Here is a 13,801-nt window from a genome sequence, read left to right as displayed (position 1 = left end):
TAGGCATGATTCAAAACACGAAATGCGAATGCGGACACCAGAATCATGTCGGCACCATGCTGTGCGAGTCCTGTGGCAAGCCGCTTTCAGACGAAGGCGGCAGCGAGCCGCTTGAGATGCGGTACGACGGGGTCGCCCGGCGATCCCAGCGTGCCAATCCCGGCGTGCTGGACCGGGTGTGGAATTTTTTCTCGTCCGTCAAAATCGCCGTTTATCTCATAGCGATTACACTGCTGGGCTCGATTCTGGGGACCGTATATCCGCAGGAAAATACGTTTTTGAACATCGATCCTGCGGTGTATTATAAAGAAACGTACGGAACGATCGGGTACATTTATTATTTGCTGGGGCTGTCGCATACGTTCGAATCTTGGTGGTTCATCACGCTGCTGTTCATGATTGGCACATCGCTCGTCGTCTGCAGTCTGGACCGTGTGCTGCCGTTGTACCGGGCGCTCAATAAGCAGCAGATCCGCAAGCATTTAAGCTTCATCACGCGACAAAAAGTGACATTTACCGGACCGCTTCCTTCCACTGCCCAAGGTTCGGTACAGACGCCGGAAGCTTGGACGGAGCAGGCGGCGGAGGTGCTCCGCAAGCAGCGCTACCGCGTACATACGGACGGCACGGCGCTGCTGGCGGAGAAAAACCGGTTCAGCCGCTGGGGACCTTATATCAATCATATCGGGTTGATTATTTTTCTAGGCGCCGTATTGATGCGCAGCATTCCGGGGTGGCATATGGATCAGCATATCGCTTTTCCGGAAGGCAAACTTGTCAAAATTCCCGAGACTTCTTATTATTTGAAGAACGAGAAATTTACGTTGGAGTTTTACAAGCCGGAAGAGATGTCGGAGAGCTTCCGGTCCAAAGGACAGGACGTCCCGAAGGTATTCGAAACGAAAGCGGTGCTCTACCAGTGCAAGGCGGACTGCGACGATCCGGCGAAGGAGCCGGTGCTTGAAGAAGTGCACCGCCAGGATATTGTCGTGAACAAGCCGTTGGAGTACAATGGATTTCTCGCGTATCAATTCGACTTCAAGCCTTCTCCGACGCTCATATCCGTCAAGCCGACGCTTAAGAACAAACAAACCGGCGAAACGTACGGAAGCTTCGAGCTGCCGATGAACAAGCCTGCGGAATCGTACAGCGCAGGTTCTTACCAATTGAAGCTGAAGGCGTATTTCCCCGAATTCGCTTTGGACGACAAAGGTGTGCCGATGACCAAGTCCAACGAACCGAAAGCCCCGGCGTTCGTATTCGCCATTTCGGGTCCTGGCTTGAAGCCGGAAGGGGAGCCTTACATGTACTTCCCGCGTCAGGTGGATAAAGTCAATTTCCGTCAAGACGAAATCAACGGAGCGCTCGGCGCCAAGCTGGAGCTGTCCGTTGGTTCCATGGCCGACGTAGCTATTTCAGAGTATGTCAGTTACTTGAATATCCGGGTCGACCGGGCAATGCCGTATATCTGGGTCGGCGCGGCCATTTCGATGATCGGCTTGATCATGGGCTTTTATTGGCACCATCGCCGGATCTGGCTGCGCATCGATAACGGACAGCTTGCGCTCGGCGCTCATACGAACAAGAACTGGTACGGTATCCGGAAGGAAGTGGCCCAGGTCTTGATAAAAACGGGAATCGACATCGATCCGAAGACGCTGGAAAGAAAGGTGATTGAAACTTGAGCAGCACGTTTTTGCTGATTGCTTTTATCGTGTACGCCCTGGCTTTGCTCGGCTTCGTCATAGCCGTTACCGGGAAAAAATCGGTTCAGGAGGCGGACCCCGAAGGGTTCGCCAAACGATGGGGCTTCATCGGCTTCATCTTGACCGTGATCGGATTTTTGTGTCACGTGACGTTTTTCTTTACCCGCTGGGTGGAAGGCGGGCATATTCCGACGAGCAACATGTACGAGTTCATGACGTTCCTCGGAATGATGATCGTGCTCGCATTTATCGTCGTCTACTTGATTTATCGCACGCCCGCGCTTGGCGTATTCGCGATGCCCGTATCGATTATCATCATCGCATACGCTTCGGTGTTTCCGCGCGAAGTGCAGCCGCTTATTCCGGCGCTGCAAAGCTACTGGCTCAAAATCCACGTGACGACCGCGGCGCTCGGTGAAGCGTTCTTCGCCGTCGGGTTTGCCGCAGGCTTGATGTATCTGCTCCAGAACGTCAACTTCGGCGGAGCATCCAAAGCGGACCGCAGGGAGCAGCGTGGCGTCGAGTTTACCATTTTTACCCTGCTCATGATTATTTCGTTCGTCGTTGCCATCTTCGGCTTTAACGCAACAGGGTATAAAGCGACGTTCGTCAGCGACGTCAAGATGACCGATATCAATAATGTCGAGCAGGTCGTGAAGCAAAACGTCGAGTACGTACTGCCGCCGATCGTAAAACCGTATCAGAGCGAGCAGTTGGAAATGAAGCCCTTTCTCGGGATGACCGAGCCGCTTTTCGAAGCTCCATCCTGGATGGAGGGGGCGAATGCCGGGCGGAAGTTCAACACGGTGATTTGGTCGGTCCTTCTGGGCACCTTGCTGTACGCGCTGATTCGTCTTGTAATCCGCAAGCCGTTAGGCCGGGCGCTTCAGCCGGCAATGCGGGGGATTGACTCGGAGGATGTGGATGAGATCGGCTACCGGGCGATTGCTATCGGTTACCCGATCTTCACGCTCGGGGCGCTCATCTTTGCGATGATTTGGGCGCATGAAGCATGGGGACGCTTCTGGGGCTGGGACCCGAAGGAAGTATGGGCGCTGATTGTCTGGTTGTTTTATGCGGTGTACCTGCATCTTCGTCTTTCCCGCGGCTGGCAGGGCAAAAAATCCGCCTGGCTGTCCGTGATCGGGTTTCTCGTCGTCATGTTTACGCTCATCGGCGTAAACCTGGTGATCGCCGGCTTGCATTCGTATTCCGGCACGTAAACCGGCACAGCGACAGCATGCCGAGTTTCAATAAACGGTCGTTAATCTCAATTGAAAAGAGGTTCAGCCATGAGCGAGACGAAGTTGAACATATTGGTTGTAGATGATGAGGAACGGATTCGCCGCTTGCTGCGGATGTATTTGGAGAAAGAAAATTACAGCATTGACGAAGCCGAGGACGGCGAATCGGCGCTGCGCAAAGCGCTGGATCAGGATTACGACCTGATTCTGCTTGACGTGATGCTGCCGGGCATCGACGGCAACGAGGTGTGCGCCCGGCTGCGCCAGGTGAAATCGACGCCGGTCATTATGCTGACGGCCAAAGGCGAAGAAACGAACCGTGTCCAAGGCTTCGAATCGGGAGCGGACGACTATGTGGTGAAGCCGTTCAGTCCCCGCGAGGTCATTTACCGCGTCAAGGCCATTTTGCGGAGGTCTTCGGTCACCGCGTATTTGTCCAAGGAAGTGAATTCGAGCAACAATATCGTGTTCCCGAATCTGGTCATCGAGCACGACGCTCACCGCGTCACGGCCGGAGGACAGGAAGTGGCATTGACTCCGAAAGAATACGAGCTGCTTCATTATTTGGCGGTGTCGCCGGATAAGGTGTTTTCCCGTGAGGAGCTGCTCAAAGACGTATGGAACTACGAGTTTTTCGGTGATTTGCGCACGGTCGATACCCATGTGAAGCGGCTGCGCGAGAAGCTGAATAAAGTGTCGCCGGACGCCGCCTCCATGATTACGACCGTTTGGGGCGTAGGCTACAAGCTCGAGGTCCCGAAATAACGTGTTTATTTTAAAAAGCGTTGTCGGTAAACTGTGGATTACGATTATCGGGCTGGTTGTTGTCGTTTTATTGACGCTCAGCCTTTTTTTGTTCCGATATATCGAAACGTCGTTCCCCAAGTCGAAGGATCAGGCGGAAACGCTCACGAGGCTCGCGGTCAAGGTGGCCAATGAAATTTCCTTGCATAAGGAAGAACGGCGGTATTTGCAGGTTGTCAACGAACTGCTTAGCGCCCAAGGGGCGAGCATTCTGATGGTGACTGCCAATTTCGAGCAGATCGATCCGCCGTTTGCGCAAACGCAGGACAAAACGTTTCGTTATACCGATTTCTTCACGAAAGCGGATCTGCAGAAGGCGTTCGCCGGGCAGCCGGTCGATAACCGCAATACGAGCTCGGGCCTTCCGCGTGCGCCGTTGAGCAATCAATACACGGCCGTAGCCGTGCCTTATCTGAATGAAGGCCAGACGCAGACCGCCGGAGCGCTGATTCTGTATCAACTCACACAGTCGGCGGAGGAGACGCAGGCTTATGTCAAAAAGCTGTTCGTCGTCGTCGGCGTCGCCGGCTTTCTGATGACGACGTTCTTCGCTTTCTTCCTGCTGACCAAAATTACGCAGCCGCTGCTCCAGCTCAAGAAGGCGGCCGATCTGATCTCAATGGGCGAATACGATACCCGCGTGCCGATCACGTCTTCCGACGAACTGGGCGAGCTGGGCAAAACGTTCAACCATATGGGAGAGAAGCTGTCGGATACGATCAAAGCCCTAAGTCATGAGAAGGAGCACTTGGCCAGCGTGCTGCGAAGCATGGGGGATGCGGTGATTACGTTCGACGCCGACGGGAAAGTCATTCTGACTAATCCTCCGGGAGATAAGGTCGTACGGGATTGGAACGAGATTCATTGGACGGACGACTGGTCCGGCCAGGAAGAAAGACAGATGCCGGGGAAGCCGGGAACGGTCCCCGAACCGCTTCAACCGTTATTCCAAGGGGTGATCTCCGAGGCAAAGGAAATGACGGCCAAGCTGCATGTTCAGAGTGAAGTATGGTCCGTCGTGATGGCGCCGTTGTATTCGCGTGAGCTTGTACGCGGGGTTGTTGCCGTGATGCGGGACGTTACCGAGGAATTCCGGCTCGACAAGCTGCGCAAAGATTTTGTCGCCAACGTATCGCACGAGCTGCGCACGCCGCTTTCGATGCTGCAGGGCTATAGCGAGGCATTGATCGACGATATCGCGGCTACACCCGAAGAACGCAAGGATTTGGCGCAGGTCATTCATGACGAATCGCTTCGCATGGGCCGGCTGGTGAAAGATTTGCTCGATCTCGCGAAGATGGAGACGGGCAATATGGAATTGAACTTCCGTGAGCTGGAAGTGAACACATTCTTAAAGCGGGTACACCGTAAATTCGCCGGCTTGTCCAAGGAACACGGCATTACGATGACCTGCATCCTGCCCGAGGAAGAGCTGGTGCTGTGCCATGCCGATGAAGACCGGATGGAGCAGGTGCTGACCAACTTGCTGGACAATGCGATCCGGCATACGCCGTCGCAATCGCTTATTCAATTGAGCGCGGCACAAACGCGCTACAAAGGGGAAGACGCGGTATTGATCGAGGTGGCCGACCAAGGCTACGGCATTCCGGCGGAAGACCTGCCCTTCATCTTCGAGCGTTTCTACAAGGCGGACAAAGCTCGTACGCGCGGAGCTACCGGCGGAACGGGATTGGGGTTGTCCATCGTAAAAAACATCATAGAAGCTCACGAGGGTACCGTACATGTTAAAAGCCAGCCGGGGCAGGGGACGACATTTTCCATCACACTTCCCTGCAAAGCGGTGTAAAACCAGACAAAAGCCTCCGATTCGTCATCGGAGGCTTCTTTCTTTTTGTAGAACAAACGTCTTTTTTCTTGTTGTTCGTGAAACAATCGTGGAACGTTGTATATCCGATTACAGCGTCAACTCGCGCGCATTGGTCAATTCCGGAAGCTGAATCAGGCGGTCGAGCACTTCCTTCGGCGTTTCTTTATCGGTGGTCAGCACCATGATCGCCGAGCCGCCGACGACTTTACGTCCAACCTGCATTGTCGCGATATTGACGCCGTTGTCGCCAAGCAGCGTTCCGACTTTACCGATGATGCCCGGTTTATCGTTATGCGAGATCAGAAGCAGATGGCCGGACGGTGCGATATCGACAGGATATTGGTCGATTTGAACGATCCGCTCGCCGTAGCCGGAAAGCAGGGTGCCGGCAAGCACGCGTTCTTCTTGCTTCGTTTTCAGCGTAACGGAAACGAGGTTCGTAAAGCTCTTCGCTGCGGACGACTTTTGTACGACGACGTTAAGCCCGCGCGTTTTGGCCAGATGCATCGCGTTGACGATATTCACGCCTTCCAATTGGTTGGCGAGAATGCCTTTGACGATGTAGCGGGTGAGCGGCGTCGTATCGACGTCGGTCAAATCACCGGAATAGTTGACCACGATTTCGCTGACCGGTCCGTCGATCGTCTGACCAAGGAAGACGCCGAGCTTCTCGCCGAGATTGAAATAAGGCTGCAGCGCATTGAGCACGTTAGCCGGTACCGGCGGCATGTTGACGGCGTTCTTGAACGGCTGGTCGCGCAGAATGTGAAGCACTTCCTCGGATACGTCGATCGCGACGTTCTCCTGTGCCTCGACCGTCGATGCGCCGAGGTGGGGCGTGACGACAATTTTCGGATGGTTCAGGAACGGGTGATCTGCCGCCGGTGGTTCTTTCTCGAACACGTCGAACGCCGCTCCGGCGACGATGCCGGCATCGATCGCTTCGACAAGCGCCATTTCGTCGATAATGCCGCCGCGTGCACAGTTGATGATGCGAGCGCCTTTTTTCATCAGCTCAAATTGCGGCTTGCTGATCATATGGCGGGTTTCGTTGGTCAGCGGCGTATGAACCGTAATGAAGTCCGCTGCGGCACAGATTTCGTTCACGGAGCCGAGCTTCACGCCGAGCTTTTCCGCACGCTCTTCGGTCAGGAATGGGTCATAGCCGAGTACTTCCATGCCGAACGCTTTCGCCCGTTTGGCGACCTCGCTGCCGATGCGGCCCATGCCGAGCACGCCGAGCACCTTGTTGCGAAGCTCTACACCGACGAACGTTTTGCGGTCCCATTCGCCGCCAACCGTTTTCTTGTACGCTTGCGGAATCATACGGGCGACGGACATCATCATCGCGAAAGTCAATTCGCAGGTGGCGATCGTATTGCCGTCTGGTGCATTGATGACAACAATGCCGCGCTTCGTCGCCGCTTCCAAATCGATATTGTCGACGCCAACACCGGCGCGTCCGACAACTTTCAATTTGCTGCCGGCGCCCATAATGCGTTCGGTTACCTTCGTGGCGCTGCGCACCAATAAAGCGTCATAGTCTGCAATAATCGCCACCAGTTCGTCTTCGGACAATCCGTTCTTTTTTTCCACCTCGACATCCGGTGCGTCATACAACAGTTGAATTCCCATGTCGCTGATTCCATCCATAACTAACACTTTGTACATTTTTCCCAGACCTCCATGTAGTTAATTACGAAAAAAACACAAAAAACTCCCCGCCCCGACACGACTAGCGTATACAAGGGACGAGGAGCTGATTCTCGTGGTACCACCCTACTTCGCTGTGCGCTCGCGCGCAACAGCCTCATGAGGTCTGCGATGAACAGACCAGGAAAAATAACGGTTTCCGGCCGGCTGCGCCTACTGTAAGGTTCGGCACAACAACTCAGGAGTGCTCCGCATATCGAATTCGTCCGGTTCGCACCGACCACCGGCTCTCTGATCGATTCGGCTTATGCTTGGCTCCGTCAAAGTTTGTTACAGGTGAAATTTTTCATTAGCGTAACATGACTATTTCGACATTGTCAATAGGCAGGCAAACGATTTGCAAATCCGAAATATTTGTGAAAAATAAATTCGCCGTGCTAAAATAAACCGTGCAACCCGTATGAAATTATCGTACAGCGAAAGGGGCATTCATGATGTTCGAAAGTATAGAGCCCGAAGCGTTCCGGGCAAAAACGGACAACGGAGAGCTGGGGGACGCGCTAATGCTCGATGTCCGGGAGTCGTACGAATGGGAGTATTATCATTGGGAACAAGCACAGCTGATGCCGATGAACAGCATTCCGGGAAGGCTGGCCGAGCTTCCGAAGGACCGGACGATTTATGTCGTTTGCGCCCATGGCGTGCGAAGCGCTAACGTGTGCTACTATTTGAAGCAGAACGGCTTCGACGATGTGATCAATGTCGAGGGCGGCATGGCTGCGCTCGCAGCCCTTCGCGGGTTCCAGTACGACTAATCGGCGCATGGAAAAAGCCACGAGTACGAGTGACCGCACATCGTGGCTTCGGAAGCCTATGTATTAATTGGCAGTGAAAAACGGAAGCTGCGGCAACGTTTCTTTGCCGTAATATTTGTCTTTGTTGTGGATAAAATCGCTTTTGCGAACGGCATCGGTAGCCATTAGCACGTCGACGACTTGCCCCACGTCGTTCAGATTCATTTTTTGCGCTTGACCGGACTGGATCATTTCGTCGATCCGGCTGGTCAGATCTTGCGGAGTGAACGGTTTAAACAGCTTATTGCCGAGCATCAGTTGGGCGACGTATTCGTTTTTCATATTCAGGCTTTGGCTCTTCCAATCGTTCAGGGAGAGCGGCTTGGTCACATCGACAGGCTTAAATTGCGGGTTGGTCGTAGCATACCATTTGTCGATCGACTCGTAGTAGCTTTTTTCAGCCTTGAGCGCAAAGGTCTTCGCTTCGCCGAGATAAGGGTCCGCTTGAAGCTGTGCGATCAGCTCGGCCGCGGGAATGCCGTTTGCCTTGGCCGAATAGCTTTTCAGGCCCTCACCGAACAGCTTTAAGCTTTTCATGTAATCCTTGTGCGCTTCCTGCAGCAGCGGAGAGGAGTCCGGCATCGATTTCGAACCGAGACTGTCGTAGCTTTCCTGCGCGAGCTTGCTCAAGTCCTTGAGAATCAAGGAAGCGTCGGCCGTACGATTCGTCAGCAGCTCGTCGGTTTTCTCAAACCACTTTTTATGAAATTCCCTGTATGGCTGATAAATGGTATGATAGAAAGACACCAAGTACTGCTGATGGTAGGCGGTAAAGCTCTTGGCCGCTTCATTTTGCTTGTTGAGCAGATCTTCGTATTTCAGCGAAGAACGGTCCTGTCCCATTTTTAAACCGAAGAAGAAGGCCCCCATAGCCACGACAAGCATGAAAATGAAGGTAACGGCGAATAAGTAGTCCGTTCGGGTAAGCCGTTTTTCCATGATCAAGCACCTCAAATTCTTGTTCTATGCAGATAGTATAGGTGAAATTGTCGAAAAAGGGAATCAGAATGAAAAAATTTGACTTTAAACGGATCAAGCTGCGAAAAATCAATCCGGACGAAATCGACGAGCGCTTTTTGCTCGTGAACTTGTATGTGACTCAGTTCCTTGTCTTCCTGGCAGCCGTCGTTCTGATGCTTTTTCAGAAGCCGGACCTGCGGGCGATGTTTTCCCCGGGCTCGGGCTACACGATCCTGCTATGGGGAGCGGGCTTTGCCGTCGCCGTACTGCTCGTCGATCTGCTCGTTTCCAGATGGGTGCCTCCCGAAGTGACGGACGACGGGGGCATCAACGAAATGCTGTTTAAAAACAGGCCGCTTTGGCATATTGCACTCATCTCGCTAATTGTCGCATTTTGCGAAGAGCTGCTGTTCCGCGGTACGATCCAAGCCTGGTGGGGACCGTACTGGACCAGCATCCTGTTCGCGGCCATTCATGTCCGCTATTTGCAGCACTGGCTGATGACGGGACTTGTCTTCAGCATCAGCTACGGGCTCGGCTGGATTTATATTCGGACCGGGTCCTTGTTAACACCGATTATCGCCCATTTCCTGATTGATTTCGTCATGGGCTGCATTCTTCGTTACAGGAGAGAAGAATCATGAACAACAAGTATCTGCAACCTCCGCACCGACCGAAGGAAGAGGCCGATCATCAACCCGACCCGGCGAAGGAAGCGGGACCCGACGATCATTATTTGCCTCCCCGCAAAACCGTGCATCCGACAGAGAAAGAAAAGTGGCTGCCTTATTTTTATCGGTCGTTGCTGTGGATTTTTATACTCCTTGTTGCAGGTCTTTCCGTTTGGGGCTGGAAACTCGTCATGATGTAAGTTCAATTTCTTCCGGATCAACGAATCCGTAGCCTTTTTCCTCGAGTTGTGTCAAAAGTTTGTCCAGCGCCTCTACCGTCCATGGCAATTCGTGCATTAAAATGTTGCTCCCCGGGTGAAGCTGATTCAGCACGTTGCTGATCACTTGCTCGGGGCTATTTTTCTTCACCGTCATTTCCCAATCCTTCGATCCGTTGGACCAGGTCATGAACAGCAGCCCCTCTTCCTTGGCCTTGGCCCGAACGTCGTCGCTGCCGGAGCCGAACGGCGGACGAAAGAAGACCGGCGCTTTGCCCGTCAGCTCTTTGATCGCTTTTTGCACATCTCCGATTTGTTGGTTTACCTTTTCTTTGGATTCCTTTTTCAAATCGATATGATCCCAGGAATGATTGCCGATCGTTTGGCCGCTGGAGGCAAGCAGCTTGACGAGCTCGGGCTTCTGTTTGACGCGGTAGCCGTTCAGGAAGAAGATGGCCTTCGCTTTATGTTTTTGCAGTGTATCGAGCAACGCTTTATTTATCTCAAGGTCCTTCGGACCGTCATCGAATGTCAGCAGAACGACTTTTTTGGGCGCCCCGTTCGGATCGATCGGCACGATATCGTAAGTTTTCGGATTCATCGTATAGCGCTTCGCGACTTGCTGCTCTTGTTTTTTGACGCCGTCCGCAGGCGCAGATTCTTTGCCGTCCTTGGCAGGAGTCGGTGCAGGCTGATTCGAAGCGGAGGCGTCGTCCGCGGATTTCGGTTTCTCGCTCCCTGAGACCGGCTGCGAAGCAGGCGGCTCCGTTTTAGCCGAGGCGTCAGGCGATGCGTCCGGTTTGGTGCCGCAGGAAGTCAGAAGCAGAAGCGCGGCCAGAATGGCAATCCATTGTTTAGACATGTGTAATCCCCTCGTTAGGTTTGGTATGAATCTTTTGGCTTTTCCTTATTTTATCATGCATGATTCATAGGATATAGCGAAAAATAGTAACGAATTAGAAAACAATACGGGAGGGATTGGCATGAGATGGGGTGCTTTTCTGCTTGGCGGGCTTGTCGGGGCGACCGCAGCGGTCGTACTAACGGGCAAAAGAAAACCGATGCTGTTCTCCGCAATGACGAATAGCGACGCCATTGGAAGCTTTCTGAACCAGGTCATGGATCGATCTGACAAAAAAGAAAAGGTTCTGACGGATTCGGCCGAGCCGAACGCCGATTACGGCAAGAGCGCCGCCGACGTGGCGACTTCCGCCGCGGGTCTCGGCAAGGTCCAGGAACTGATCAATCAGGATTCGGGGCTTAAAGCGGCAGTGAACGACATTTTGGCCAGCAACGGGGGAAAATCCGAAATTCGGGCGCATTAAGCGTTCGACTTGCGTGTAAAGACACAACTCCGCCTTCTCCAAAAGGCGGCGTATGTGTCTTTTTGTATGAAAAGGGCATTTTTTCAGGCGACAACCGTTCTTTTCTGCGCGGTTTGTGATATAATAGTCATAGCATGGCAAACAAGCTGTACCGTTTCCGAGGGGAAAGGCTGGAGGACGCAATTTCGAACGCGTTTTCGAATCCTTTATATAGCGGAACGAACACGGCTCACCTTTGTTTACCAAACTTCATAAGCTGTTTATTATTAGTCGGCAAGGGAGGAATCCAGTATGAAAATGGAGCGTTTAAGTCAAGACAAGATACGGATTTTCCTCACATTCGATGACTTAACGGAGCGCGGGATTCACAAGGATGACATGTGGAGAGAAATCCCCAAGGTTCACGAGCTGTTCAGCGAGATGATGGACCAAGCCTATACCGAGCTTGGCTTCGACGCAACCGGACCGCTTGCCGTGGAAGTCCTCGCCATGCCGGCGCAAGGGATGATGGTGATCGTCACACGCGGCCGAATGAATTTCAGCCAAGGCGACGATACGCTAGAGGACGAAATGGAAGAAGTGTACGAGCTTGAAGTGACGATGGATGAGACCGACGAAATCATTTACGCTTTCCACGATTTCGAGGATCTGCTCCGGCTTGCCAAAGTCATCAATCCGCTCCTGACGGACGGAGGAACGTTGTATTCCTATAAAAATAAATGGATCCTGCTGCTGGATGCCGTCGAGATGGAAGAAAAGCGGCTTCAATCGGTCGTGGCCGTCTTGTCCGAGTTCGGAGAAGCCACATCCGTCACGCAAGCGGTTCTGGAGGAATACGGCAAGATCGTGATTGAATCCGATGCCGTGAAGGTGCTTTGTTCCAAGTTTTAATGAGGCTTGTTTAGCTTAATGAATCGTAAGCATTCTCAAAAACAGCGTTGTTTTTGCGGAATGCTTTTTTTGCGGGGGGGAAGAACGTCATGAGCGAAGTTCAACACATTGGCGCAGCCAAGACCGCGTTTGATTTGGAGGAGCTTGTCACCCATTACCACAAACAGCTTAAGGAAGAAGCTTATGCTTATTTGGAGCGGCGGGGCATCCATCAGGAGACGGCGGAACATTATCGAATCGGCTTTGAGCCGGGCAAGTTCGGGTTTTACATCAACTCGGGCAAGCTGGGTGATTTTTTTGAGAACCGCATTATTATTCCGATTACGAACGCGGATGGGGTTACGGTCGATTTAATCGGTCGATCGGTCGACCAGCGCGAGCCAAAATACAAATCGCTGCTCGGAGAGGGCGATTATTTATTCAACGAGGAGATCTTGGAGCAGACGGAGGACGTCATCGTGTGCAGCGGGGTGTTCGATGTGCTCAGCTTGGCTCAGGCGCACCTGCCGGCGGTATGCGTGCCGATCTGGATGTCTTTTAAAGAAATTCATGCGGACAAGCTGCGGGACAAGCGGGTGTTCATCTGTCTGGGCAACGATGAAGCGGGGCGCCGGGAAAGCGTCAGAATCCAGGCGCTGCTGCAATCGACGGCAAAGCAAACGTTTGTCATGCAGTTGCCGGAGTCGATCCGAGACGCCAACGATTTCTTCGTGCGGGTGCAAAATCCGCTGGATTCGTTCATGCGGCTGTTGAACGAAACGATGGAAGAGACGATGCTGCTTCCGATTGCTCCCGATACGAAAAATATTACCATATATACCGAAGAATTCATGAAGCGGCATCGCGGACAAGCCTCGGGCGTCCCGACAGGTTTCGCCGCATTGGACGAAGCGTTGTTCGGCGGGCTTCGGAGCGGGCTGTATTTGCTGGCCGGGGCCGCTTCTTCGGGCAAAACGATGCTTATGAAGCAAATAGCGGATCACATCGCCGTGCACCAGACGCCGGTCGTTTACGTATCCTGGGACATGACGGGATTCGAGCTTTGGGCGCGCAGCATAGCCAGGCTCATCGGCACCGAGCCGCAGAACGTGCTCAGCGGGAAGATCGAGCCGGGGCAAGTGGCCGAAGCCAATAAACGCTATATGCCCATCAGCAATATGCTTTGGACGATCGAATGCTCGCTCGATTCCACGATCGATCGCGTCATGACCAATGTCGAGCGGATTGCCGGCATGTCCGGTAGAACGCCCGTCGTATTCATCGACCATATAAACCGCATCCCGGCAGGCGGATTGCCCAATCCGCCCCGCTCGTCCGCCGAGCATCAGACGATAATCGCTTATATGCTCAAGCATTGGTCCAAGGAATGGGGCGGCCCGGTTGTTGCAGCCGTTCCTTCGGATATCGGGGAGGAGCGTCTACCGGAAGGGGCGGAAGCGTCAGCCGACGTCATTATGCGGCTGAAGCCGGAGCCGGACGGAACGTCCGCTAACGGGATACGCTCGAGTCTGCAGCTTCTGAAGCACCGCAATGGGACGCTGGCGACCATTCCGCTCCGGTTTTACGACCAGCAGGCGCGTTTTGCTGAAGCGGAAGAGTGAAGCGCCTGAAGTAGGACGAATGCGGAAGTGTATGCCAGATTCCAAG

General features: G+C 53.4%; 13 protein-coding genes and 1 other annotated feature. Of the genes, 10 read left to right on the top strand and 3 right to left on the bottom strand.

Translation table 11 applies throughout. The features are described 5' to 3' along the window. Window positions 1-5 precede the first annotated feature (5 nt). From resB to NI000_RS07810, 4 genes are all read left to right on the top strand, one after another. Entirely contained in the window at window positions 6-1,685 is a 1,680-nt protein-coding gene (gene resB, locus NI000_RS07825; RefSeq protein ID WP_253409290.1) for a cytochrome c biogenesis protein ResB, read from the top strand. Then, window positions 1,682-2,929: a cytochrome c biogenesis protein CcsA gene (gene ccsA, locus NI000_RS07820; RefSeq protein ID WP_253409288.1), complete on the top strand. Its 1,248-nt coding sequence runs from the start codon at window positions 1,682-1,684 to the stop codon at window positions 2,927-2,929. The genes resB and ccsA overlap by 4 nt, the downstream gene beginning before the upstream one ends. Window positions 2,930-2,998: 69 nt before the next feature. Then, entirely contained in the window at window positions 2,999-3,715 is a 717-nt protein-coding gene (locus NI000_RS07815) for a response regulator transcription factor (protein WP_025846431.1), read from the top strand. Between the two features lies 1 nt (window position 3,716). Beyond that, window positions 3,717-5,561 (top strand): HAMP domain-containing sensor histidine kinase, encoded by a 1,845-nt coding sequence (locus NI000_RS07810; RefSeq protein WP_253409286.1) that lies wholly within the window; start codon window positions 3,717-3,719, stop codon window positions 5,559-5,561. 108 nt (window positions 5,562-5,669) lie between these two features. Here the strand turns inward: NI000_RS07810 and serA are convergent, their stop codons facing one another. Then, the gene (gene serA / locus NI000_RS07805) at window positions 5,670-7,253 is read right to left on the bottom strand and encodes a phosphoglycerate dehydrogenase (protein ID WP_253409284.1); all 1,584 of its coding nucleotides are present in this window, start codon (window positions 7,251-7,253) and stop codon (window positions 5,670-5,672) included. 73 nt (window positions 7,254-7,326) lie between these two features. Continuing rightward, window positions 7,327-7,568: a binding site (T-box leader), on the bottom strand. Between the two features lie 161 nt (window positions 7,569-7,729). Between serA and NI000_RS07800 the strand changes: the two genes are divergently transcribed. Beyond that, window positions 7,730-8,050 (top strand): rhodanese-like domain-containing protein, encoded by a 321-nt coding sequence (locus NI000_RS07800; RefSeq protein ID WP_253409282.1) that lies wholly within the window; start codon window positions 7,730-7,732, stop codon window positions 8,048-8,050. A gap of 63 nt (window positions 8,051-8,113) precedes the next feature. On the opposite strand, the gene NI000_RS07795 is transcribed toward NI000_RS07800, so the two are convergent. After that, window positions 8,114-9,028: a hypothetical protein gene (locus NI000_RS07795; RefSeq protein ID WP_253409280.1), complete on the bottom strand. Its 915-nt coding sequence runs from the start codon at window positions 9,026-9,028 to the stop codon at window positions 8,114-8,116. Between the two features lie 68 nt (window positions 9,029-9,096). On the opposite strand from NI000_RS07795, the gene NI000_RS07790 reads away from it, so the two are divergent. Together NI000_RS07790 and NI000_RS07785 are read left to right on the top strand one after the other, a co-directional pair. Beyond that, window positions 9,097-9,693, top strand: a complete 597-nt coding sequence (locus tag NI000_RS07790) for a CPBP family intramembrane glutamic endopeptidase (RefSeq protein WP_253409278.1) — start codon at window positions 9,097-9,099, stop codon at window positions 9,691-9,693. After that, window positions 9,690-9,920, top strand: coding sequence for a hypothetical protein (locus tag NI000_RS07785; protein WP_253409276.1), 231 nt, complete (start codon window positions 9,690-9,692; stop codon window positions 9,918-9,920). The genes NI000_RS07790 and NI000_RS07785 overlap by 4 nt, the downstream gene beginning before the upstream one ends. On the opposite strand, the gene NI000_RS07780 is transcribed toward NI000_RS07785, so the two are convergent. Beyond that, on the bottom strand, window positions 9,910-10,800 hold the full coding sequence (locus NI000_RS07780) for a polysaccharide deacetylase family protein (RefSeq protein WP_253409274.1): 891 nt from the start codon (window positions 10,798-10,800) through the stop codon (window positions 9,910-9,912). The genes NI000_RS07785 and NI000_RS07780 overlap by 11 nt on opposite strands. 121 nt (window positions 10,801-10,921) lie before the next feature. Between NI000_RS07780 and NI000_RS07775 the strand changes: the two genes are divergently transcribed. The 3 genes from NI000_RS07775 to NI000_RS07765 all read left to right on the top strand — a co-directional run bounded on the left by NI000_RS07775 (window position 10,922) and on the right by NI000_RS07765 (window position 13,755). Continuing rightward, on the top strand, window positions 10,922-11,263 hold the full coding sequence (locus NI000_RS07775) for a hypothetical protein (protein ID WP_253409272.1): 342 nt from the start codon (window positions 10,922-10,924) through the stop codon (window positions 11,261-11,263). 291 nt (window positions 11,264-11,554) lie between these two features. Then, window positions 11,555-12,154: a genetic competence negative regulator gene (locus NI000_RS07770; RefSeq protein ID WP_253409270.1), complete on the top strand. Its 600-nt coding sequence runs from the start codon at window positions 11,555-11,557 to the stop codon at window positions 12,152-12,154. An 89-nt stretch (window positions 12,155-12,243) separates the two neighbouring features. Next, window positions 12,244-13,755 (top strand): DnaB-like helicase C-terminal domain-containing protein, encoded by a 1,512-nt coding sequence (locus tag NI000_RS07765; RefSeq protein ID WP_253409268.1) that lies wholly within the window; start codon window positions 12,244-12,246, stop codon window positions 13,753-13,755. The last annotated feature ends 46 nt before the right edge of the window (window positions 13,756-13,801 follow it).

The sequence above is a fragment of the Paenibacillus tyrphae genome (assembly GCF_024158745.1).
Taxonomy (GTDB): domain Bacteria; phylum Bacillota; class Bacilli; order Paenibacillales; family NBRC-103111; genus Paenibacillus_G; species Paenibacillus_G tyrfis_A.
Note: the sequence above shows the minus strand (reverse complement) of the source record. Positions and strands in the feature narration are given on the sequence as shown.

Excerpts from the sequence above, each read along its gene's own strand:
- resB (WP_253409290.1), top strand. The coding sequence starts at position 6 with ATGATTCAAAACACGAAATGCGAATGCGGACACCAGAATCATGTCGGC.
- NI000_RS07815 (WP_025846431.1), top strand. The coding sequence starts at position 2,999 with ATGAGCGAGACGAAGTTGAACATATTGGTTGTAGATGATGAGGAACGG.
- serA (WP_253409284.1), bottom strand. The coding sequence starts at position 7,253 with ATGTACAAAGTGTTAGTTATGGATGGAATCAGCGACATGGGAATTCAA.
- NI000_RS07800 (WP_253409282.1), top strand. The coding sequence starts at position 7,730 with ATGTTCGAAAGTATAGAGCCCGAAGCGTTCCGGGCAAAAACGGACAAC.
- NI000_RS07795 (WP_253409280.1), bottom strand. The coding sequence starts at position 9,028 with ATGGAAAAACGGCTTACCCGAACGGACTACTTATTCGCCGTTACCTTC.
- NI000_RS07790 (WP_253409278.1), top strand. The coding sequence starts at position 9,097 with ATGAAAAAATTTGACTTTAAACGGATCAAGCTGCGAAAAATCAATCCG.
- NI000_RS07785 (WP_253409276.1), top strand. The coding sequence starts at position 9,690 with ATGAACAACAAGTATCTGCAACCTCCGCACCGACCGAAGGAAGAGGCC.
- NI000_RS07780 (WP_253409274.1), bottom strand. The coding sequence starts at position 10,800 with ATGTCTAAACAATGGATTGCCATTCTGGCCGCGCTTCTGCTTCTGACT.
- NI000_RS07775 (WP_253409272.1), top strand. The coding sequence starts at position 10,922 with ATGAGATGGGGTGCTTTTCTGCTTGGCGGGCTTGTCGGGGCGACCGCA.
- NI000_RS07770 (WP_253409270.1), top strand. The coding sequence starts at position 11,555 with ATGAAAATGGAGCGTTTAAGTCAAGACAAGATACGGATTTTCCTCACA.
- NI000_RS07765 (WP_253409268.1), top strand. The coding sequence starts at position 12,244 with ATGAGCGAAGTTCAACACATTGGCGCAGCCAAGACCGCGTTTGATTTG.